The sequence below is a fragment of the Shewanella maritima genome (assembly GCF_004295345.1).
GTDB lineage: Bacteria > Pseudomonadota > Gammaproteobacteria > Enterobacterales > Shewanellaceae > Shewanella > Shewanella maritima.
Map to the genome: position 1 here is coordinate 2,334,177 of NZ_CP036200.1, position 24,441 is coordinate 2,358,617.

General features: G+C 45.0%; 16 protein-coding genes. 7 read left to right on the plus strand and 9 right to left on the minus strand.

Annotated features, from left to right (window positions below; translation table 11 throughout):
* The first annotated feature begins 14 nt into the window (after nt 1-14).
* Nucleotides 15-818, plus strand: coding sequence for a phytochelatin synthase family protein (locus EXU30_RS09945; RefSeq protein WP_165399003.1), 804 nt, complete (start codon nt 15-17; stop codon nt 816-818).
* A gap of 915 nt (nt 819-1,733) precedes the next feature.
* Here EXU30_RS09945 and EXU30_RS09950 read toward each other — a convergent pair.
* From EXU30_RS09950 to EXU30_RS09960, 3 genes are all read right to left on the minus strand, one after another.
* Nucleotides 1,734-3,119 (minus strand): MATE family efflux transporter, encoded by a 1,386-nt coding sequence (locus EXU30_RS09950; RefSeq protein ID WP_130599643.1) that lies wholly within the window; start codon nt 3,117-3,119, stop codon nt 1,734-1,736.
* 207 nt (nt 3,120-3,326) lie between these two features.
* Nucleotides 3,327-5,471, minus strand: a complete 2,145-nt coding sequence (locus EXU30_RS09955; protein ID WP_130599645.1) for a heparinase II/III domain-containing protein — start codon at nt 5,469-5,471, stop codon at nt 3,327-3,329.
* Between the two features lie 4 nt (nt 5,472-5,475).
* On the minus strand, nt 5,476-7,620 hold the full coding sequence (locus tag EXU30_RS09960) for a heparinase II/III domain-containing protein (RefSeq protein WP_130599647.1): 2,145 nt from the start codon (nt 7,618-7,620) through the stop codon (nt 5,476-5,478).
* 501 nt (nt 7,621-8,121) lie between these two features.
* On the opposite strand from EXU30_RS09960, the gene EXU30_RS09965 reads away from it, so the two are divergent.
* From EXU30_RS09965 to EXU30_RS09975, 3 genes are all read left to right on the plus strand, one after another.
* Nucleotides 8,122-8,454 (plus strand): cupin domain-containing protein, encoded by a 333-nt coding sequence (locus tag EXU30_RS09965; RefSeq protein ID WP_130599649.1) that lies wholly within the window; start codon nt 8,122-8,124, stop codon nt 8,452-8,454.
* A gap of 16 nt (nt 8,455-8,470) precedes the next feature.
* Nucleotides 8,471-9,394, plus strand: a complete 924-nt coding sequence (gene kdgK / locus EXU30_RS09970) for a 2-dehydro-3-deoxygluconokinase (RefSeq protein ID WP_130599651.1) — start codon at nt 8,471-8,473, stop codon at nt 9,392-9,394.
* A gap of 73 nt (nt 9,395-9,467) precedes the next feature.
* Nucleotides 9,468-10,094, plus strand: a complete 627-nt coding sequence (locus EXU30_RS09975; RefSeq protein WP_130599653.1) for a bifunctional 4-hydroxy-2-oxoglutarate aldolase/2-dehydro-3-deoxy-phosphogluconate aldolase — start codon at nt 9,468-9,470, stop codon at nt 10,092-10,094.
* 674 nt (nt 10,095-10,768) lie between these two features.
* Here EXU30_RS09975 and EXU30_RS09980 read toward each other — a convergent pair.
* The 4 genes from EXU30_RS09980 to EXU30_RS09995 form a co-directional block, all read right to left on the minus strand.
* Nucleotides 10,769-11,482 (minus strand): FadR/GntR family transcriptional regulator, encoded by a 714-nt coding sequence (locus EXU30_RS09980; protein WP_130599655.1) that lies wholly within the window; start codon nt 11,480-11,482, stop codon nt 10,769-10,771.
* Between the two features lie 640 nt (nt 11,483-12,122).
* Nucleotides 12,123-12,947, minus strand: coding sequence for a hypothetical protein (locus EXU30_RS09985; RefSeq protein ID WP_130599657.1), 825 nt, complete (start codon nt 12,945-12,947; stop codon nt 12,123-12,125).
* Nucleotides 12,948-12,993: 46 nt separating this feature from the next.
* Nucleotides 12,994-14,586: a chondroitinase-B domain-containing protein gene (locus EXU30_RS09990; RefSeq protein ID WP_130599659.1), complete on the minus strand. Its 1,593-nt coding sequence runs from the start codon at nt 14,584-14,586 to the stop codon at nt 12,994-12,996.
* A gap of 35 nt (nt 14,587-14,621) precedes the next feature.
* A complete protein-coding gene (locus EXU30_RS09995; protein ID WP_130599661.1) occupies nt 14,622-16,184 on the minus strand; it encodes a polysaccharide lyase 6 family protein in 1,563 nt (520 codons plus the stop codon).
* Between the two features lie 288 nt (nt 16,185-16,472).
* Between EXU30_RS09995 and EXU30_RS10000 the strand changes: the two genes are divergently transcribed.
* The 3 genes from EXU30_RS10000 (at nt 16,473) to EXU30_RS10010 (ending at nt 19,932) form a co-directional block, all read left to right on the plus strand.
* Nucleotides 16,473-17,411, plus strand: coding sequence for a polysaccharide lyase family 7 protein (locus tag EXU30_RS10000; protein WP_130599663.1), 939 nt, complete (start codon nt 16,473-16,475; stop codon nt 17,409-17,411).
* Between the two features lie 94 nt (nt 17,412-17,505).
* Nucleotides 17,506-18,756, plus strand: coding sequence for an alginate lyase family protein (locus EXU30_RS10005; protein ID WP_130603401.1), 1,251 nt, complete (start codon nt 17,506-17,508; stop codon nt 18,754-18,756).
* Between the two features lie 105 nt (nt 18,757-18,861).
* Nucleotides 18,862-19,932 carry a polysaccharide lyase family 7 protein gene (locus EXU30_RS10010; protein ID WP_130599665.1) on the plus strand — a complete coding sequence of 357 codons (1,071 nt, stop codon included), beginning with the start codon at nt 18,862-18,864 and terminating at the stop codon, nt 19,930-19,932.
* 842 nt (nt 19,933-20,774) lie between these two features.
* Here EXU30_RS10010 and EXU30_RS10015 read toward each other — a convergent pair.
* Nucleotides 20,775-22,553: a sodium:solute symporter family protein gene (locus tag EXU30_RS10015; protein ID WP_130599667.1), complete on the minus strand. Its 1,779-nt coding sequence runs from the start codon at nt 22,551-22,553 to the stop codon at nt 20,775-20,777.
* A 532-nt stretch (nt 22,554-23,085) separates the two neighbouring features.
* A complete protein-coding gene (locus EXU30_RS10020; protein WP_130599669.1) occupies nt 23,086-24,369 on the minus strand; it encodes a winged helix-turn-helix domain-containing protein in 1,284 nt (427 codons plus the stop codon).
* Nucleotides 24,370-24,441 lie beyond the last annotated feature (72 nt).

The following is a 24,441-nucleotide window of genomic DNA, read 5'->3' on the forward strand; positions in this document are numbered from 1 at the left end:
TGAAGGATGAGAGCATGAAAAACACATTTTTAAAATCAGCTGGCTTAGGTTTATTAATGCTAGGCGCACTAGCAAGCCCGCTGACTATGGCAAGCAACAAAGTATTAGACTGGGCAAGTAAAGAAGGCCAAACCCGCCTAATGAACTCAGTAGATAACCAAGACTTTTTCTCGTTAGCACCACACTTTGAAGGCCAATCTAACAAGGTATTTTGTGGTATTGCCTCAATGGCAATGGTAGCCAATGCTCTGTCTGTTACCCCAAATGGTGACAGCATTGAGCTTGACCCAAGCCGCATGACTGAAGCAGAGCTTGAGTACTTCCCTAAAGATGGTTGGAGCCCGTTCTTCCACCGCTATACGCAAGAGTCAGTATCAAAGGTAAGCCCTAAACCTCGCATTGAAATGTTTGGTAAGCCAACCGAGAAACACCCTAAGGGTGACTATGGTATGCAGCTAACTGACTTTGAAGCACTTGGTACCCAAATGGGCTTCAAAACCGTTATTGAACCAATTGACTTAGACAAGAAAGACAGCTGCGTTTATGCCTCTTACATTAAGAAGCAGTTAATCGCTGGCCTTGCAGACCCAGATAAATTTGTTGTGGTGAACTATTCACGTGTGCCGCTAGAGCAGCGCGGTACTGGCCACTACTCACCTATTGGCGCATACCACCCAACATCTGACTCGTTCTTGGTAATGGATGTGTCTAACACATACCAAACCTGGGTGTGGATCAGCAGCCACAACTTACTTGAAGCTATGGCAACACTAGACGGCGACCAGGTTCGTGGTTACGCCATTGTTTCTAAGGGCTAATCCCTAATAGCTTTTACAAGCTAAACCAGTTTTGCCGTCCCCTTTTAGGTTACCTCTCATCGCCTACTAGGGGCACGGCTCCTTTCTCTTTTTGGCTGGCGCCAAACCCATATCCAGGCTCCTTGATGCACTTTGCCTGCGATGATCGGTCATCGGTGTTTCAAACTTTTTTTTTAAACTAGCTAGATAATTGCACTCAGCTTGCGGCTTTTGTAGCTGAGCTAGGTGATCACGCCTGCAGCGGGCTTATGTGCAATCACTTCTGTGACACGCTGCAAGTTCGTCCCTGAAAGCTCGGCCATGACCAATTACATCCTTGTTAACCAGCCAGTTCAGCATCCATGCCTCTCGCTCAAAACGTTTCACAAAGTGAAACTTCGCCTTGTCATGGACGGTCACAGCCGCGCTTACACTAATAATTTCATCTCTTCGATTCTATGATCGTAAAAACTATCTTGAGTGAATGCTCAATTGACTTGTACTCCCTAAAAACGGCTTGCTTGAACGACTTGATTAGCCATCTACCGCATGGATGCGGTAGCTGAGCTTCCAGGGATGGATTTACAGCGGGCTAATCAAGGTTCGAGTGAGACGTTTATTCAATGGGCTCATTGATCGTAATAGTTGCACTTAGCTTACGGCTTATGTAGTAAAGCTAGGTGGTCACGCCTGCAGGGGGCTTATGTGCAATCACTTCTGTGACACGCTGCAAGTTCGTCCCTGAAAGCTCGGCCATGACGTCCATGTCATGGACGGTCACAGCCGCGCTTACACTAATAATTTCATCTCTTCGATTCTATGATCGTGAAAACTATCTTGAGTGAATGCTCAATTGACTTTTACTCCCAAAATGGCTTGCTAAACAAGGTTCGAGTGAGACGTGTCTCAGGTAATGGGCTTTCTGGTAGAAAGTGCTTAATAACTCAACTTCTGGGCATCTTGCTCACTGAATTCGGCAACGGTTTTTCTTGCAAGTTGCCTAAATGGTAGTGCTTTGATGATCTCTTCAAATGGCTGGATGGCAAACGCCCAGAATATTGAGGCATCAAAATACAAAATCAGTAGCGCACAAAGTGGAATTGATACCACCCATTGGCCGGTGAAGTTGATTTTAAACACTGCTGTGGTTTTACCCATAGCACGCAGGATATGACCATGAACCGTGTTATAGCCGCGGATCAGCGGCAGCAGAATATAAAGCGGTGCAATGATAGCTAACGCCTGATAAGTTTCTTCGGTCATCTCAGGGTAAACATCACTTATCCAAATACTCAGTAGCCAGTAAAGCAGCATGGTTAAGATAGAGATCACCACTGCTAAGCGAATACTTACATTCACGTTAGTTTCAATTTCACTTAGCTTACGCGAGCCAATCGCCTGACTGATAGAAATTGCCGATGAATGCGCCCAAGAGGTCACAAACTGCGAGCCAGCCCGTAACCATGGCAATACTAGAGTAATCGCTACATAAGCATTGATTGATAGCTGTGAGTACAGCAATTGGTAAACACTAATACCAATCGCCAACATGGTGACGTTTACCGCCACAGGGAAGATTTCGATAAAGTGCTTACGGGTATTTTCAAGCGCATCGGCAGCCGAAACAGCCAGTTGCAACAACTCTCGCTCAAGACTGCGGGCATACCAGACCAAGAAGATAAAGCGCACCACAATGGCGGCAAGACTGCCCACTGCAGCGCCAACCACGCCAAGCTCAGGAATGATTTGCGAGCCAGCTAAACTTACGCCGTAAATAAAGCCATAAGACAGTAGCGCATTGATAGGCAGTTCAAGTAAGTATCCTTTAAACGCTACCTTGGTTTTGCCCAAGCTATTAAACAGTGCAATACAAACTTGAGTCACCGCGTTCACCACCACCACATGCTTGGCGTAAACCAAATAGCTCAGCACCTCTAGCTGCAATTGAGCATTGTCGGTGATCATGGCAACCAATGGCTGCTCAAACATCAGCAGTAATAACCAGAACAACACAGCTACGGCCATATTGATGGTCATGCCGGCCCAAAATGACTTAGCAATCGCTTGTTGGCTGTTTGATCCAACCGCGCGGCTCATTACCAACTGCGAACCATTTGCCAACGCCATTTGAATGCCCAAAATGAAAGCGATAATGGTGGTTGCAATACCCATGGCGGCTAACGGTACTTCACCTAATGGCGACACCAGCAAGGTGTCGATCATCAGCATCGACTGCATTAATAATGCATTCAAAGCTAACGGCCAGGCCAGGCTGATATTGTTACGCACGTAAGGGCTGTTAAATTGCAAAAACTGCTGCATTTTCCGCTTCCATTTGGTCTAAATTGCCACTGCTAAAATTTACCGCAAACTCCCATGAATTTCGCAGTTTAAAATTCTTCTGAGCACAGTGTAACTACGCAAAAAGCCTGAGCATAACTCAGGCTTAACTTAACGATGTTTTACCTTTGATTAGACTTGCAATAGGCAAGCCTGATCAAGGGTTGTGCTGCTCTCGCAGGGCTTACATTACTGCTCGATAAAGAACTCGCCTTTGAAGCTAACACATTCGCCGTCAACCACTAAGCTAGATTCAGTGTCGGCATTAACGCCAACCTTGTTTGACACAAATACACGCACAACTTTACCGCTAGTTAGCTCAAGCGCAACTGCAGATGCATCGTCTGTGTGAGCAAGCACAGTTACGCTTGCCACTTGACCGCGAGCATCAGTACTGGCTTCAATCGCTTCGTTGAAGTAACCGTGAGTTTCGTACAAGTTAGCAAACAAGTGGTTAGTACCATGCTGGCGCAACATGATCACTGGCTCACTGCGTAGGTTAAAGTCTGGGTCATTAGCACCAGTGCGAGCAAAAATCACCTCGCCACCTTGGGCACTGCTGACCATAGAGTAGTAGCTTTGGCCGTGTAACCAGCTTACTAGGCTACCTTGCTCAACCTTACCACTTGCTACATTCCACAGGTGCTCATAACCTGCAGACTCGCCAAGCGGTTTAAGTTTTGACTCAGTTTGGTAGTCAAAGTCAGTGCGGATGATTTGACCTGTGTAATGCATAACATAGTCGTAGCTGTGTGGCTGCTCGCTGGTTAGGCGGAATAGATCCAACACCACAGGCTTAGCAATGCCTTCGATTTCGAACATGATCACCGAGCGCTGCTGATCAACACCTTGGTAGTAATCGCGAATAAACGCGCTCATGCCTTGAGCTTGCTCGCCTGCCACAAAGAAGTGAGACTCACCCCAACGCGCTTCTGCCGTTGCAGTGTCGCCATTGTTTTGGCTCTTACCGTCAACCACAACCGTGTTGTGTGCAACAGTTTGCTTAGCGTAGCTCTTGTTCTCTGGAATATAACGACCGCCGAACTTAGGCTCAACGTTTACCCAGCGACCAAAACCATAGTCGTGAGTCACTTCCTGACCGTGGTTGAACAGGCTTAGGTGCAGACCGTCATAGTGACCGTGATCAAGCGCTGAGTGCAGCTTATGATCACTACCATGTTGACCAAACCATAGCAGCGCCATGGTATCGTCTTTGTTTACGTCACGGTGACGCAAAATAGACACACCACCGCGGTCGCCTTCAGCGCCGTCAGTTAGGTATAAGCTACCCCAGTTAAAGCCAGCTAGCTCACCCGCATTGGCAACACCATCAGAAAGCGCCGCACCGGAGCCGTGAACCCACACTTTATCTTGATGTACTGCCATCGACTTTAAGTTGTCGTCTTGGCTGTAGCGCTTAAAGCACACGCTAGTTGCGATAAGAACGCCTTCGTCTTTAATATCCATGGTTTTCGAAGAGTCATTTAACGCTGGCAGCACACCATTAGGGAATGCCGTCGACATTACCGCGTAAGTGGTGGTTTTAATTACCTGATCTTTTAGCTCATAAATACCAATCTCTGGCTGACGACGCTCAATGGCTTCAGCAAATAGGTAGATTGGGCGCAGTGAGAAACGGTGGTAATAAGGACCTTCCATGTAGTAACCGTCTGGCGAGAACAGCTGAGTAAGCTGAGCAATAAAGCCGCCAGATACGCTGTCACCTTTTAGGCCGTAAAGTGCTTTATCAACGCTAGCTTGATCGTTAATTGCATAGCCACAAATACCCACACCAGCAACCGCCCAAAGACCGTGGTTATGTACGATGTCAAAGTCGTGAGCGTAAGTGTCAACGAACAGGTCAATCATAGGGCGGAACAAGTCGTTTTCAATCAGGATGATCTCGTCATCAGTTAGCTTGTGACGAATGCACGAGTATGCACATGATGCGTACAGCATCCACATGTTCTCGTTAAGCGTTTGGTGGAAGATACGCCCCGGTGGGTTTGAGTCACGGCTGGTGTTCAGCTCAAAGCTAGTGTACACCTTCGCGTACTCAACCAGCATAGTCTTAGCGTACTCAAGGTAGCGCTCATCTTCAGTGATCAGGTACAAGCGACCTGCTAAATCTAGGTGAATATAGTTTTGCTTGTGACGGTTATGCTCATAACCGCCCGCTTCACCGTGACCCGGAATTTCGATACCAATTGGCAAGTAAGCTTCAAGCGCAGCCACTTCTGTCGCGATTGAGCGGCCAAGTAAGCTATCGGTATTTAAATGGGTACGCAGCTCGGCAGCTTCATCGAAGCTCATTAATAATGGTTGATAGCTCATGGAATTAACCTCTTGCTTCAACGGCAAAGTAACCCTGCCATTGGAATGTTTGATTGTTGAATGTCACGCTGTTTTCAGTGTCAGCAGTTACGCCAACTTGGTTGCTCACCATTACTGTGAGGGTGGTTTCAGCCGTTACCACTTCAATCACCGAGCCTTGCTCGTTAGTGCCGATAGCATTCACTGCAGTTACCTGACCGCGAGCTTCGGTACTGGCCTCAATGGCTTCATTAAAGTAGCCGTGGGTTTCAAGCACGCTAGCAAATAGCGTGTCTTTCGCGTGACGACGTAGCACCATGCCTGGCTCGCTACGTAAGTTAAATGATGGGTCGTTAGCGCCCGAGCGAGTAAAGATGATTTCATCATCGCTACTAGATGCACTTAACCAGGTGTAATAGCTGTTGCCCTGAAGCCAGCTTACTAGCGAGGTATTTGACTCATTTGCAACCTTACCCTGCGCTACATTCCATAGGTGTTGGTAACCAAAGTTATCACCTAAGGTGTCTAGCTCTTTGTGGGTTTGGTAGTCAAAGTTAGTACGCACAATTTGACCTGCATATTGCACGGCATAATCATACTGATGTTGTTCGTCACTGATTAAGCGGAACAGATCAACCAAGATTGGCTTAGCAAAGGCTTCATGCTTGATTAGTAGCAAGCTACGTTGCTGATCCACACCTTCATAGAAATCGCGGCAGAATGCACTTACCCCTTGTACATTGGCATCATCACCACTAAAGAAGTGCGGCTCACCATGACGGCTGTCAGCCAGCTTAACGTCGAAGTTGTTTTGACATTTTTGGTCAACAGCAACCGCGTTATGAGCAATGGTTTGGCGCGCGTAAGACTTGTTTTCATCAAGGTAGCGACCACCAAACTTAGGCTCTACGTTTACCCAACGGCCAAAGCCGTATTCACGCAGCACTTCTTGACCATTGTTGAAGAAGCTAATGCCTAGTGTGTCGAAGTGACCATGGCCCATACCGTGTTGACCATAGTTCATCACTAGTTGATTTACATCGCCGTTGTCAGACTGCATGCGAATAAAGGCTTGCGCGCCACGATCGCCATTAGGACCTTCGTTTAGCTCAACACTTGGCCAGCATGGGTTTAGCTCAGCGTTATTGCTTGCATAAGCCTCTGATAGCGCTTGACCACAACCGTTAACCCAAACTGTGTCTTGGATTTTCGCCATGCCTAGAATGTCATCGTCAATGCCATAGTGCTTAGCGTATAAACCAAGCGCGACAATCACGCCAGCGTCACAAATGTCCATCGTCAATGATGCATCGTTTAGTGCTGGGAATACGCCGTTAGGGTACGCCGTAGCAAGCATTGCCTTAATGGTTTTACCAATCACCTGACCGTTGAAGTTAAAGATGTCTAACTCAGGACGGTGACGGTGAATCGCCTCGGCAAACAAACATAGCGGGCGAATCGCGTAGCGGTGGTAGTAAGGGCCTTCCATATAATAGCCAGATGGTGCAAATAACTTGCTGATCTGCGCTAGGAAGCCACCTTCAATGTCATCGCCTTTAAGACCATGAATCGACATTTCAACGTATTCAGGTTTATCAATAGCTAAACCACAAATCGCCACAGCGGCAACAGCCCAAATACCATGGTTGTGAATGCGGTCGAAGTCGAAATCATATTTTTCGGTGAACATGTCTAGCATTGGCTGGAACAGACCATCAACAATCGTTTGTTGCTGCTCAGCGCTTAGGTAATGGCGAATACAGCTATAACCTAAGCTGATGTTCAATAAGAACACATGCTCGTTCAGAATTTGGTGGAACAAACGACCAGGCGGGTTAGTGTTTAACTGCTTATGGAAGTCTAGTTTCAGGTATTTGTCAGCATAAGCCAGTAATAAGTCGCCAGCGTACTTGGCGTACTTCTCTTGTCCAGTAACCAAGAATAAACGACCTGCTTGGTTAATGTACTGATAGTTTTGCTTATGACGGTTGTGCGCATAACCACCGGCCTCACTGTGGCCAGGAACGTCGATACCTAATGCAATAAATGCGTCAGTATCTGCAATCAACTTAGCTAGGCTCTTACCCATTAGGCTGTCTGTGCCTAACTCTTTCGCGATTGACGCGACTTCTGACTCTTCAAAAAGTACCGCTTTTATGGCTTGCGACATGTTTACCTCAAACTGGAAACTACGAATTGCATCTAAAATAATACAAATTGAGTCAAATTACAGCATATAAAAACCAATTATAGACTTGGATCACTGACATTTACGCACACATTAACAACATATTGACCCAAACGTATAAGCAGCCAAAACTGCACAAAATCAAGTTTTAATTACAAATCAACAACATAAAAGCACAACAATAAATTCAGTACTGAACAAATTGGAAGCAGATCACAGAGCGAAGAGATTTGTATTACAAATAATCGTATTTTGCGTGTACACTAGGTTCAACAAAATAGATAAAGATCGTGTGCGTCAATGATGATGAGCATGGTCAATAAAGCAAAGCAGGCTGAAATAGCTGCAAATAAAAGCCAACGACCCGTCATCACTATGACAAGTTGAAGGCTAACAAAGTGCTAATAAAATCAGTGCCTACGAGTTCGTCGAAGTCGTTATTCATTTGAATAACGCGATGTGGCATTTCACAGGAGAGAAAAGATGAATCCATTTTTTGAAAATGACAACACGCCTTGGGAAGATCTAGGTGACGGCCTATCACGCAAAATCATTGGTTACACACCTGATCTAATGGCGGTATTTGTTAAGTTCGACAAAGGCGCAATTGGTCATCCTCATACGCACGACATCCACGACCAAATTGGTTACGTCGCTGCTGGTAGCTTTGAAGCAGAAATCGATGGCGTGAAGAAAATCCTAAAAGTAGGCGACGCTTACATTGCACCTAAGAACGTATTACATGGCGCTGTTGCACTAGAGCAAGACAGCATCTTAATCGATATGTTCAACCCTGCTCGTCAAGACTTTCTGTAACGGGTAAAGGAGCACTATGTCTATGTTAAAAGTCGGGATTATTGGCGAATGCATGGTCGAGTTACAGCAACGCGACGGTGAATTGGCTCAAAATTTTGGTGGTGACACCCTTAACACCGCAGTGTACCTATCGCGTCTTACTCAAGGTGAGGCAATGTCGATTAGCTACTTTACCGGGTTAGGCCAGGACTTTTTCAGCCAGGAAATGCTTAGTACTTGGCAACAAGAAGGCATAGACACTCAGCACGTTCAAGTAATGGAAGATCGCCTGCCCGGCTTATATGCCATTGAGGTAGACGAAACCGGCGAGCGTAGCTTCCACTACTGGCGCAACGAAGCCGCAGCAAAATTCTGGCTAGAACAAGCTAGTCAAGAGCTGCTAAACGAGTTAAGCCAATTCGACGTGCTTTACCTGTCGGGTATTAGCTTGGCGATTTTGACCGAGCAAAGCCGGCAGGTGCTATTCGACGTACTTGCTAAGTGCAAAGCCAACGGCGGAAAAGTGGTATTCGACAACAACTACCGCCCACGCCTTTGGGACAGCAAGGCGCAAGCGCAACAAAATTACCTAAAAATGTTAGCCCTAACCGACATCGGATTACTGACATTTGAAGACGAAGAAGCCTTATTTGGTGATAGCGAAATCGACCAGTGTTTAGCCCGCAGCTTTGAAGCTGGCGTCACTGAAGTTGTGATTAAGCGAGGTGCCCAAGAGTGCATTATTGCCACTCAAGAAAGCCAAATAAGCGTTCCAGCAACCCTAGTTGAAAAAGTGGTCGACACCACCTCAGCCGGTGACTCATTTGCCGCAGGTTACATGGCAAAACGCCTGCTTGGCGGCGACGCCAGCATTGCAGCGCAAACCGGTCACAGACTAGCTGGCATAGTTATCCAGCACAAAGGCGCAATCATAGATAAAGCCTTGATGCCACAAGCTTAAGCCGACAAATAGCAACTAGGTACACCAACCATTTTGATACTCACTATTTGAAGTACAGTTATAAGGAAACTTAATGAGCACGCTCAACGAAAGACTAAAGCAGTTACAAGTGATCCCTGTTATCGCCATCAAGAATGCCGACGATGCAGTTGCACTCAGTAAAGTACTAGTTGAAAACGGCATGCCATGTGCTGAAATCACTTTCAGAACACCAGCTGCAGCCCAAGCAATCAAAAACATGCGTGAAGCATACCCTGACATGCTAATTGGTGCTGGCACAGTCCTTAACTCAGAAACTGTAGACGCGGCGATTGACGCAGGCGTTGACTTCATCGTGAGCCCAGGCTTTAACCCGAACACGGTTAAATACTGTCAGCAACGCGGCATGCCAATCATTCCAGGTGTGAACAACCCATCTTTGGTTGAGCAAGCAATGGAAATGGGGCTAGATACCTTAAAGTTCTTCCCTGCTGAGCCATCAGGCGGCGTGGCCATGCTAAAAGCATTAACCGCAGTTTACCCAGTTACGATTATGCCTACTGGCGGCGTGTCACCAAAGAATGTTAACGATTACCTAAACATCGACGCCGTAGTTGCATGTGGCGGTACTTGGATGGTGCCAGCAAACCTAATCGACAACCAAAAGTGGGATGAGATTGGTGCGCTAGTACGTGAAGCTGTCGCGGCGCTAAACAGCTAATTCTTGGCCATTCATTGGCACATTTAGCGTTTAATTAGCACTCTTGCCGTTAACTAAACGCTAAAAAATAAAGCAAGAATCCAAGGCTACGACCAGAGTAGCCACAACCAGTAAAGATATGCTCCTGCCAGGCTGCGGCACTTCAGCCTAGCGGAAATAACAATAACGATAAAACCCTACCACGCAAGTGGCACTCTTTTATATCCCTGATACGGAATTCGGGGATTTTTTATGCCACAAAATCAACCCATTAAAGTTTGGGTCAGAGTAAACCTCATCAATCCAGGCTTTCCAATCGATATAGACACCAAAGTATCACCATCACCCACCCAAGCCTCTATGTATAAGCTACTGAACTTAAAGCAAAACCCAATTAGACCAATCATCTATAAAGATACAAATCACCATAAAAATTAGATTAAACAGATTAGCTTTTAACAATTGGGTCAGAGTAAACTTAGTGTTGATGACGATACTGACTGAGCTCAAATGCTCGTGTGCCCCACAAGTTCCTAGCTAGATTTGGGCTAGAGGTGCAGCAATGGCGGCATCAGGCACGATTAGATTTACAGTAGGTTGATTGCGACGGTGTCATTTGCAGCCGCTGAATCCAAAAAGGCCAATGTCGTTAGACACTGGCCTTTGAATCTACATAGTAAGTAAAGCGCTTTGCGTTATTGAATCGCTTCTAACTCATGGTCACTTGCAGTTAGCAGGTCTAGGCTAGCTTGACGTGCTCTGTCTGCATTCCCCGCCATAATGCCCTCATAGATTGCTCTATGTTCTTCAATACAAGTTGTTCCGCGCTTAGAGGCGTGATGGAAGAAGCTCTTAAACATAGTTGAAAGCACGTTGGCAAATGGCAAGAAGAAGCTGTTACCTGTTGAAATGAAAATCAGCTTATGGAACTCAAGGTCTACATCAACCCACTCGTCCTGATCAAAACCTTTGGCGATGCTATCCATCTTTTGGAACAGTTCAGAAAGCTGCATACGCTGCTCTACCGAGGCATTACGAGCGGCACAGGCACATGCTTCAGGCTCAATGGCTTTACGCAGTGCTAAAAACTCGTGATACAGATACTCAGTTTTATCCATATCAATCAGCCAATCGAGTAATTGTGAATCTAGGTAGTTCCAGTGCTCTTGTGGTCGCACACGGGTGCCGACCTTTGGCTTAGACTCTAGCAAACCTTTAGAAGTTAATAACTTAATTGCTTCACGCAGTGCTGTGCGGCTAACACCGAACTGGGTGCAAAGCTCCATCTCACCAGGAATAATATCGCCTTGAGGCAGGTCACCTGAAATAATGCTTCGCGCCATTTCACAGGCAACTTGCACATGCAGACTCCGTTTTGACCCGCCGATAGGTGTAAATTGGGTGCTCATATACTGGCTATCCATCTTGTATTACACGTTAATTAATACAAAAGACAATACTGATGTTATTGATAAACTACTGGAGCAGATGGGTGTGAATAGCAATTTCAGTGCAATAATCTTGTGTCTTTTGGCTAGCAAATTAGCCATAAAAACCGACTAAACCCTGAACTACTGTGGCTTTGCCAACTGTGTAAGCAATTAAACTCAGCCAAGTATTTTACTTTAATTTCAGCTAACTATAATGAAACCAAAGCAGGCTAGTGACTCAATCTCCAGACAGTGTCTTTAACCCTGTCTTTTACTCTCATCTTTATATTCTTATATACCATCGTGTGTGGTATTTGTTCGCTTATGCGTTACTTGAATCTTACAAGTAATAATATTTATGGTCAGTATAATAGCGATATATAAAGATTAAAACTCATTCCTGACTCACACTTATTCGCCCCTGCTTGTCTCAATTGAATCTACTAGTCGCAAACCTTTGCTGATACCGTAATAGCAGCCTATGAAACGAAAAGTGCCGTAGCTTGAGTACTTGCTACTCGCGATACGGCACTTAAGGGAGAACTCGTTTACAGCCTGGCGAGGCGGCAGCTAGGGGATTACCTACCTCGCTTAGCTGTAACTATGTATCGATTTTGGTTTAGAACTTGTACTTGTAACCAAATTCGATAGCGGTATCAGTTTTACCATACCAGTCGTAGCCGCCGTTATTTTCAGCTTTGTGGCTGTCTTTTAGTAGCTCAGACTTGTACTTGTACTTACCGTAGATAGTGTGCTTCTTCGCATTTGGGAAGCGGTAGTTAACAGCAAATTCATGTTCAAACTTGCTTTGTTTGTTGTTATCAAACACGTGCTTCTCGTTACCGTTACTATCTTTTTCAGATGACAACTTGTTGAAGTAAATCAACGTGTAAACAAAGCGGAAATCACCATAATAGTATGTGAACCATGCGTCGTAGCGCATTTCTTTATTTAGGTCATCACGGTAGTAGCTATCTTCCACATTGTCTTTAATCGACATGCGATCGATGTTTTGGCTATAACGCGCACGTACTTTAACGTTAAAGTCACTGCTGAACTTGTAGCCGTAGTAAGCACCAACACGTACGTTTTTAGCCGTTTCTTTTAATTGATAATCTAAAACTGCACCTACACGTTGTTCGTTATTGTCACCAAAACGGTGCTCATAGTCAGTCTTGAACGTTAGCTCATACTGCTTAGGTGCGAAGCCTTGAGACAGTTCAGGTTCAGAGCGATCGTATTCCCAAACTTGCTCAAAACCAAATTTAAAACCGTTACGCATACGGTGACCAAACTCAATCTTAGGGCGTGTAGTACGACCATCTAAAAGTTTGTGTTCCCACTTAATCGCTACGTTACTGGTACCCGGTTTTACGTAATCATCATCTGCTTGAGCGTTGAAACTTAGTGCGCCCAAGATTGCTAATGCAAGATACTTTTTCATTTTGTTTTATCCTAAATTCAACTCAATCTTTATATGAAACTGCAGATTACTCTGCAGCGTCTGGGCCTACTTGCTCAGCAGTTAACTTAACTAGGTTTGATGCACCTTTACCGGCAACGTTACCTTCGGCCGTGGCTAGGTAAACCTTGTTGCCTTCAGCTGTCTCAGCAACTTCTGCGTTGCCGTTACCTAAGTTGTCACGCTCACCAGCTACCACGTCATAGTTGCCTTCTTTCGCTAGAGTAGTTACCGCAAATACGTCACCTTCCCAAGTTGATGTGTCAGCTAGTACACAGTCATCACGCATGCCGTAGTCGCTTGATGTTACGCCGTCGACACCATTGGCAATTAAGTTGTCTTTAAACGCTACTTCAGAGTCAGCAGTACAGTTGCCTGATTTGCCGAAGATGAAAGGTTGCTTAGAACTAATGATGGTGTTGTTAGCAACAGTAGATAGTGATTTCTCTAGGCTATCTAACTCTTCATCAAGGATTGAGATTGAACCCACTTCGTTACCGGTCTTAGAACGGCCTCCGTTGTAGATGTAGTTGTTAGTCACAGTGTGACCTTGAGAGATAATACGAATACCCGCTTCGTACTTACCGCTATCATCACCAGCGCCGTCATTGATAATCACGTTGCTGCTAGCTGTGTTGTCCACACCACCCTCTAGCGAGATGAAACCATTTGATGCTTCAAAGGTATTGTTCTCGATAGTGTTACCAGAGGTACGAACGTAAATTAGGCGACGAGATGCATTCACGTCAGTGAACAAGTTTTCGCTAATAGTCGTGTTAGTGACATAATCAGTTTTAGAAGAGCTAGAGGTACCGATGCGGATACCAAACGCTTCATTGGTGCCACTAAAAGTATTGCCTACGGCATACTTATCAAAGTGGTTATGGCTGATCACAACATCCTTATGAGAAGAGCTGGTACCTTGTACAGTAATGATTGAGCCTTTCTCGTTTGGCTTATTTGTGAATAGACTATTTACAATTTGCGTGCCGTTACCACGCACCATGATCCAATCTGTATGGTCACCGTCATGACCTTTTGACTCTAGGTTTTCACCGTCAATGGTCAACTGAGATAACACCACACCACTTGGCTTGCTCTCTACAGTGTCATAATCGCTTCCCATCGAGCTCGACGTACCCACATTGATCAGAGTTGTGGTTGAACTGTCTTTACACGTAGGCACTGTATCTTTGAATACAATATTGCGTAGTTGCATATTGTCATTAGAAATCACCACACAGGTGTCACCACCTGCGATAGTGGCTGGGTCACCAAACACAGAACCTTCTTGGCCATCGTAATCAGCGTCACCACCGATTAAGATAACTGGCAGCTCGTTGTCTAACACAAGATCACCCATATTGGCGAAACTCACGCTGTTATCTAGCAAGATAACTAGCTTTTCGTCATCATTTTGATCTTCTGCAGCATTAATAAATGCATGTAGATCTGCCGCTGCACCGTCATAAACATAGTCAGGTACAAGGTCACCTACAGGAGGCTCTGGTGGCTCAGGGTTGTCACCACCTGAGTTTGGCTCATCATAAAAGTCACAAGCAGTAAGGGTTGAAACAGCGAATACAGCACTAATAAATAGCGATAATTTATTAAGTTTCATACAACGTCCTATATCTTTATTATCTAATTTTTAAGTTATTTTTGAATTGTGTAGCTAGCGCCAGTGTCGGCCATGGTTAGCACTTTCAAATTCTTAGCACCACCGTCATATCCCACAGCTTCAATCAGGCCATTTGCGCCTACTTTCAGCTCTGGTTCTGCCGTACTAATACCTTGGCTAGGAAGCTCTAAGCCTTTGGTTTTACCGAAGTACAGCTCGTTTTCGTAAGTAGGGTTTACTAGCTTGGCTTTCTCGTCGTTACCTTTTACAGCAAGGGTTTTCTTGATTTTTGCGTACGACAGGTTGTTCTTAAACTTGATGTCCGTGCCCGCGTAAATCATGCCCACTTTGCTGTTATCGTAGATACTGACGCGATGTACCTTGTCTGAATAAAGAATATTTTGACGCGAGTTGATAACTGTATTGTTCTCAATGGTTACCTTGTATGGTGTTGCTTGCTTGTTTAAGCCTTTACCCTTCACTTCAGTACTTAAACGCTCGCCATTTTGAACATCGGTAATACCAGTGTTGATTGCAATACCGCCACGTACGTTACCTGTACCCATTACACGCTCAATGTAGTTATTGCGAATAACATGGCCTTCGTCGTACAAGCGGATACCACCAGAGCGGTACTTGCTGTTACCTAGGATGATATTGTTTTCAACTGTGTTGTAAGTACCGTGACGCAGGGAGATCATCGACGCACTATTCATGATGGTGTTGCCACGGATGTTGTTACCACCAGACTTTAATGAAACCAGCTCAGTTTCACCGTCACACTCATAAAACAGGTTGTCTTCAATTAGAGTTTTAGATGGGTAGATAGAACTCTTAGAGTCACCAACACGGATCACTTCCCAGCTATTTGAGTTGTAGCGAATAGCATCGCTGTAGAAAAACTCTTCATACTGATTGTGCTTGTGGTCGTAGAAAAGGTTGCCTTTAATCACGTGATTGTCAGCAGTTTCATCACCTTTCTCTTTTTGAATACCTAACAAGGTGCCGCGCTTATGCTTACCCTGGAAAGTGTTGTTTAAAATCTTGTTGTTCTTACCCCACATCGCAATCCAAAGGTACTTTGGATACTCGTCACGACGCGCATCTGGCTCGTACTTGTACTTGTCATTAAAGAAGTAGAATGTCGAGTTTTGTAGGGTATTGTTGTTACCTTTAAAGCGAATACCACCCATACGCTCTGCAGGGCCACCTTCAGAGAACACCACACCATCTAGCGTAATGTTGTCACCTTCTAGCACTAGCTGTACCAAACCAGTAAACCAAGACTTACCTGGCTCTTTAGCTTTAATAACAACGTTGTTGGCTTTGATTTTTAACACACCAAGGTCCGGGTATTTACCAGGCTCAAGGATTAGCTCTTCTCCATCAGCTAGTGAAGTCAGCTTAGATTTAAGTGCTGCACTATCTACAACTGGAATTGCACTGGCATTCACCACTGCTTTGTCGTGTTTAACAATTGACTCAACTGCAACCTGGTTAACTACAGTTCCCTTCTCAACTTCAGCATATTGCTGTGGTGCTGAGCAGGCGCCTAGTAAACCTACGGCAACTAAACCGGCAATTAGGCTAATCTTCATCTTATAAACGCTCCCCTTATTTGTGTTATGTTATTGTTTTATTTTTAGCTCGTTTTATCTGTGATACAGCGCAACTTTTTTTGACTTTTTTCGATAACACTTTATTTACAGCTGAAACAGGATTTTTAAAACCATTAAAATCAACAGCTTATAAATATAGCGAGAAATCCAACCAAAACGACAAATTGTATTTATGATTTGGATCACACAAAATCTGAAGCAAAACCGAGCAATTTTCAAGATCTATATTGTATTATTTATTTACAAGTTAAGCGCAGGATTAACAATATGAGAAAAACGACAACAGTAGTATTCCTTACTCTTGGTTTTGCTTTATATGGATGTGGCGGTTCCAGCGGTGGAGAACCTAGTCCTGGGCCAGAACCCTCTCCTGGCACCTGCCCAGAATGCGATTGGAATATTGAGCAATGGAAGTTAACCCTGCCAATTAGTCGCGACGACTTTTACGGCAGCGGTGGCGATAGCGCCGCAGAGCTTATCCCTGCTGACTGCTCAGGCAAACAAACCTTATCTAACGACACTCGCCTCGACTATTTTTGGGTCGACAGCAATGACAAGCGCGCACACTTCTACGTCAACCTGGGTGATAAAGGGGCAACCACGACTAATTCTAACTATGTGCGCTCAGAGCTAAGAGAGTTATACAACTACCAAACGAGTAATCGCTGCAGCAGTAGCAATCAAAACTGGGCTATTAATAACAGCCATACTTTAAGTAGCGAGTTGCAAATTGAGCAGTACCCACAAATCAGCGGCATTGCTCCTAAAGTTATTCTCGGGCAAATCCACGGCTATGAAATCAAGCAAGCACTGGTAAAGCTGTTATGGGAAGGGGAAAACACACCGGTTCGGGTGATCTTCAATGACAAGTTTGAACCTAATAATGAAACCTGTAGTGACTGCCAGTCATTTAGTGTTGACCTTGGCACAGTCAAAGCCCACGACAACTGGCGCTATGACATCCACGCCGACAAACAAGCAATTACTGTATCGACCACCATTAATGGTGTCATCACGAGTAAAGAGCTGCCATGGGGTGTGCCAGTAGAAGCAAACGACGGTGATAAATACACCTTAACCAAAGACTGGCTTAACGAGACCTTTTATTTCAAAGCGGGGATCTATCCGCAAATAAAGCCAGACACTCAATATCAAAACCAGATATTTGAGGTGTCGTTCAACAAGATCAACATAGAACACAAATAGCAGGAACTGACAGTTTGGGTCAGAGTAAACCGCCAAAATTTAACATTTTACTCTGACCCAATTTTTAAAATTAGGGGACGAAATCGTGATCAGAATGAAAGCTACACCACTTGCGTTGTTAACTGCCGCTATGAGCTTGAGCCAAGGTGTTTACGCGGCCGACTTTGTATTCTTAGACGAAGGTGTACTCAAGCATAACAGGCAGGTACTGCAATCAGACAAAGCCAGTGACAACATGCGTCAGGCTTATCAGCGCCTTATTGAAGAAGCCGATATCGCTATGAAGCAAGCGCCTTTTAGCGTAACCAATAAAGGCATGACACCACCAAGTGGCAGCAAGAATGATTACCTCAGTATCAGCCCTTACTGGTGGCCAGATGAAACTAAAGCAGATGGCTTGCCGTGGATCCGCCATGACGGTAAAACTAACCCGGCATCGAAAACCAATGAAACCGACTCCAAGCGCATTGGTAAGTTCACCCGTTCCACTCGTGCCATCGCACTAGCTTATTACTTTAGTCAGGATGAAGCCTATGCCAAGCAAGGCATCGAGTTTATCCGCACCTGGTTTATCAATGAAAAAACTAAGATGAATCCGAATGTTAAGTACGGCCAAGGTGTGCCAGGCCGGGCAGATGGCCGCCGCAGCGGTATTATTGATACCCGGACACTAGCCGATCGTCTACTGGATGCCATTGCAATTTTATCTCAGTCAAAGCTCTGGACTGACAATGACGAAAAACAAATTAAACAGTGGTATAGCGATTATCTAGACTGGATGCTTGAAGCCGATCTCGCTGGCGGCCCTAAAGGCGAAGCTGCCGCGCCCAACAACCATGGCACCTGGTATGACTATCAAATCGCTGGCATTAGCTACTTCTTAGGTAATGAACACTTAACTAAAGTCATGGTACAAAAAGGCAAGATGCGGGTTGATACCCAGTTTGCTGCCGACGGCTCACAGCCACACGAAATAGCACGTACTCGCGCCTACCATTACCACTACTTCAGCCTAGTGCCGTTAGTTGGCATCGCTGAATTAGGCGAAAAGGTTAACGTTGACCTATGGAACTATCAAAACGACCAAGGTGGTTCTTTAGAGAAAGGCATCAGCTTAATGGCAAGTTACCACGATGCACAAAAACCTTGGCCATATAGCCAAAAAGACAAGCGCCGCCGCGTTGAGCGTATGACTAGCGTGTACTTAAAAGCAGGAGAGTCACTCAATAAGCCTGAATGGATCAAGCTGGCACAAGATACCGACTTTAGCCAATTTACAGTGAACAAAAACCTCGCTGAAATTTGGGAGCAGCGCGACATCGAGCTGCTACTGCAAAAGCAATAACCATTAGGGCGCCAATTTGCTAATCAATTCGCAAACTGGCGCCTTTATTAGATTTGTCTGAGACATAACTGCGGCTCACAAGAACTGCAAGATTACGAGGACCCTATGACCAAGTTTAAACCTTCAATGCTATCTCTAGCACTGCTAGCAAGCTGTGCAGTCAGCACGGCAACAAGTGCTGATACACTCGCAGAGCAACAAGCGGCTTATAAAGCCAAGCTGACACAAAAGCTCGATGCCACACTTGCTCCTGCGCAGAACTTTGATTTATCGAAAATGAAAATCAATCTGCCAATTGCCGACCACAAGCCTGCACGCAAAGGTCAAGTAATGGAAATTGAAGTTGATGAGCTCAACGACAAGACTCACCCTTATACCAACCATTTCTGGTTTTACACCAACCCAGAAAATGGCGCCATGGTGATGACCTCACCGAACACTGCGCCAACCACCAAGAACAGCAGTAATGCGCGCTCTGAGCTACGCATCATGCTACGCGGTGAAAAAACCGAGATTGGACCAAAGCACCCAAGTAATAACTTTGTTGTGGCAGCCAACCCAAATAAAGACAAATACGGCGCAGTTGGCGGCCAAATGAGTGCTACCTTAAGCGTTGATTGGGTAAGCACCAGTGGCGACGACAGTAAGTTCCCAACCCACTCTGTGGTTGTGGGTCAAATCCATGGTTCAAGCAAGGTTGAGCCGCTAAAGATTTACTACCGTAAACTACCAAACCATGAGCATGGCTCACTGTTTTGGAACTATGAAATCTTCCCGAAAGACATTAATGACCGCTACGATGTGCCAATCCCAATTTGGGGCTCGGCAGAACTAACCAAGGCCGATGCAAACCCAGACAACGGCATTAAATTAGGTGAGTTATTTAGCTACGATGTGACTGTGGCAGATAACATCATGACCCTGACTTTTGTAAAAAATCCAGGTACCGATGCCGCTGAAACTAAGGTATTTAAAACCGACCTAAGCAAGCCTTATCCAGGTCACCCACTCGACCAAGGTTATGGTAACGACTGGATGTACTTTAAAGTCGGCGCTTACAACCAGTGTAACCAAGGCACTAAACACCCTGTATGGGGAACAGGCTGTACTAACAATGGTATTGAAGCTGGTGACTACACCCAAGTCAGCTTTTACGAGTTAGATCTGAAGCAATAGCTTTGGATTAGACTTAGACTAGAGCACCTTTGAGTGCTCTTTTTGTTGCCGCCTGCAAATCAGCAAAGCACTCACAGACTGCACACCCATCGCAAACACGCCTCACTCGAACCTTGATTAGCACGCTGTAAATCCATCCCAGGAAGCTCAGCTACCGCATCCATGCGGTAGATGGCTAATCAAGTCGTTCAAGCAAGCCGTTTTAGGTCCACAAGCATGATCTAGGATTTATCTTTTACCTGCCTAGAATGAGCAAATGAATCAGCAGGCTACTTATTTACCCCATTGGAATTGCCGAAATGCGTTGAAGAAAATAGCGTGAGCCTGACAGGACGTCAGGCTAGCTTTCGTTTGGGCAGGGATGCCCTATCGAAAGCGGTAGCTAGTTTCGAATAAGCATGAGGGTGTGGGATGAAATCCCACGACTTTTTGCAACGGCAAGTTGCGGCTAAAAAATAGGATTGGCACATAAGCCCGCTGCAGGCGTGATCACCTATCTCAGTTACAAAAGCCGTAAGCTGAGTGCAACTATTACAATCAATGAGCCCGTTGAGTGAACGTCTCACTCGAACCTTGATTAGCACGCTGTAAATCCGTCCCTGGAAGCTCAGCTACCGCATCCATGCGGTAGATGGCTAATCAAGTCGTTCAAGCAAGCCGTTCTAGAGGTTAATCAAACCCATTCTTCAATAACTCTAGATAGTTCTGACCACCATTAACCGAGTACGGAACGTACAACAATAAAAAAGCCACTTGGGTCACCAAGTGGCTTTTTCAGGTCGTTTTATTTGCAGGGTAACAGGGTTAACTGTTTAATCGACCATCTTTACGTTTGCTAAGGTCTACGCATTTGCCTTAGCTGCAGCATCAGCTTGCTCTTCAACTTTGTCGTCTACTGCTTTAATCAGCAGTAAACCAACCGACAGAACAATCGAGCCACACAATACGAAGATCAAGCTTGGGTAGAAGTCATTTGGCAGGAAGAACATTGCCATAATGAAGATACCTGCTACTGAGATCAGTGTACCTAGCATCTTACGTTGCTTGTTATCTAGCTTCTTCTGCTCGTCACATTCAGCAACCAGCGGCGTCGCTAGATTTTCAAAGAACTTATCTACATCTTTTTGGCGCTCGTCAGATAGCGGCTTATAGAACAGTGTCGATAGGCAGAAGAAACCTGCGGTAAAGATCATGTGACCTGTTAGACCAAGCGCAACTTTAAGCTCAGACCACTCACGGCCTGTTAACTCATGCTCAAGACCAAAGGTAGATTGAATCATCTCTGGAGTGATCATAAAGCCGACGACGAACGATACGATACCACCAACAACCAATGTGCCCCATGCCGCCCAGTCAGGCGTTTTCTTGATAAAGAAACCACAGAAAGCTGGAATCGTCATAGGGAAACCAATCAAGGCACCCACGTACATCATGGTGTCAAACAGGCTTAAACCTTTAAGCGAGTTAATAAATAGCGCAACCAAGATAATCGCAATACCAAAGGCGGTAGAGGTTAGCTTAGACACTAATACCAGCTCTTTTTCTGCCGCTTGAGGGCGTAGAATTGGCTCGTAGAAGTTCTTAACAAAGATACCCGAGTTCTTGTTTAAGCCTGAATCCATTGATGACATGGTCGCAGCGAACATAGCCGCAATAAGTAGACCAACCATACCTGCAGGCATGTATTTCTCTACGAAGTATAAATAAGCGAAGTCACCGGCTTTACTACCTGCATCAGGATATGCAGCGGCTAAATTCACACCTTCACCAGCAATAAACCAGCTTGGCATGAACCAAATGATTGGACCCATAGTCATTAGCACACAAGCAAGCAATGCTGCTTTACGAGCGTTTTTAGAGTCTTTTGCAGCTAAGTAACGGTATGAGTTAAGCATGTTATTAGTAATGCTGAACTGCTTAAGGAAGATGAACACGCCCCAAAGCGCAAAAATGCTTAGGTAGTTCAGGTCGTTACCAGTAATGAATGACTCAGCAGGGAAATTGTCAATGATGTTGTCAACACCGCCACCGTGAATGACAGCCGCAACCGCACAGGTAATGGTTACCGCCATAATAACTAGCATTTGCAGGAAGTCAGATGCGATAACCGCCCATGAACCACCAGTTACCGACATCACAAGCACCACTAAACCAGTAAGGATAATGGTGGTGGTCATATCAAAACCAAAGATTCCTGAAGCGATAATTGCGAGACCATTTAGCCAGATACCCGCGCTAATCACACTGTTTGGCATGCCAGTCCAGGTAAATACCTGCTCGTTGGCTTTACCAAAGCGCATACGAATGGCTTCGATAACGGTTACTACGCGTAATTGACGGAACTTAGGGGCGAAGTAAACATAGTTCATGAAGTAGCCAAAGGCGTTGGCTAAGAACAAGATAGCGACGGCAAAGCCATCTGTATAAGCTTTACCAGCCGCACCAGTAAAGGTCCAAGCACTAAACTGCGTCATAAACGCAGTTGCACCTACCATCCACCACAGCATGTTACCGCCGCCACGGAAGTAGTCACTGGTATTGGTGGTGAATGATCTAAACATCCAACCAATACCCACGAGGAATAAGAAGTATACCCCTACAACAATCGTGTTAAGTTCCATCGTTCAACCTTAATCTTTGATGCTTTAGTGGACTATAATCCAAAACAGGCTTTCAATTGTACTACAATATAGCAATTGTGTGATCAAACGCATAACAGATAATTACCAAAACTATCTCTGCCACAGTTTGGATTTTCTAGCCCAGATTCAACTACAGAACGGCATCACAAGCAAAATAATAAAAACCATAAAAATCAACGAATTAAAACAAACAAAAATTGAATAAGATACAGCTTTGGTTGGCTGTACGGTTTGTAAATAAAAACGTTGGAATTAATAATGCCTTAAATCGAGCAAGTTAAAAAGAGGTTAATTGTAGTATTTATAAATCGACGTCGAGAATAATCGACAGAATTTTAGCCCGCCAAATTAACATCACAGACATAAAGCGCTGATTTTGTTGCTGATAGTGTGGGAATATTGAAAGTGATTAATACCTAATAAGCTTACATTACAGATTAGCTAAGCTCAGAAACAACAAAGCAGCGGTATTTCACCACTGCTTTACTAAAAATCGGTTACCTACGACAGTTTAAAGCATGACTTTCTCGTAGTGGGTCCAGGTCACCACATTCTCAAACAATGGCATAATCCACACCGCTGAGTTGTGAGTATGGCTTACCCGATAGAAGAACATCTCTTCATCACGCACGTTATGTTTGCGGATCTCACGATAAAAATACATCGCGGAGTCACTGACATTCTCAGGGCGGATCAGGTTTTTCTGCAGCGACTTAACGTGGAACACATCCACTTCATAATCACCTAGAGTTTGACGATACTGTTGAAACTCACCGCGAACCTTATATTTAATCGGTGTGGTTAAACAGTCTTGATCGGTAATACATGCTGAGTAATAGAACTTGCCGCCAAGTGGCTGCTCATACACCAGAGAAATGCCTAAGTCAGCGCGTACCAGCAGCTTATTAGCAACAGGGAAGTAGACATCCGCGTGGTAGTGATGTTCTTCAATCTCCCCATCATCGACACTACCAGCAGGGATCAACTCACGGTTATAGCGAATACGCTCTTCCATGATTTGCCTTAGCTGATCAAACTCAATCATGTTAAGCCCAGCTGGCTCCTGGGCGATCATTGCCATATTCATTAGTTGCTTGCCAACACACTTGCCGTCTTCAACATCTAAACAAGCAGCAAACGAATACAGCTGATTATCGGCAAGCGCAAAGCCATCAAACGACTCAAACAAGCCTTTTACATTAGCTTCTGGGGCAATGTGCTTTTGCCACATAGACGGGTGTAAATTTTGCTCGGCGCCAGTATGAAATAGCGGTAATTGCTCTTCTACCTCACGTAAGGTAATCGGCACAGTTGATGACGTATCCCAAACGGCGGATTTTTTCACCACGCTATGATAGTCACTGTGGTACCAAACCCAGGCAACTATCGCCAATAGCACCAGTATCCCCATCACCTTAACTAGTAAAGATACGTCTATCAACGCCGCTTTTATCGACTTAGGATCAGACATGCTGACCATGGTAACGTGAGATTTTTCAGTAACATGCAGTTGATAACCGCGGCGAGCGATGGTTTTTAGTTGAACTTCAGTATAGGGGTCAAGCTTTTTACGCAAGGTACTAATGCACTGAGGTAATGAGGTGGCAGCAACAACGCGATCAGGCCAACCTACTTCTAGCAACTTTTCTTTAGTGACAATTTCGTCGCGTGTCTCCAGTAAATACGCAAAAATAGCAGCCTCTGAATAACTCAGCTCGACGACCGCGTTATTCGTTCGATCTTTTAGTACTTTGGTATCTTGGTCAAAGTCTAAATATGGCGTTACTTTAATCACAGCTCACCCTTCATCACAGCGCACACTCTCATCTCCACCGTGCATATTAGTAAAGTGTGCTGCTAGTTGCTG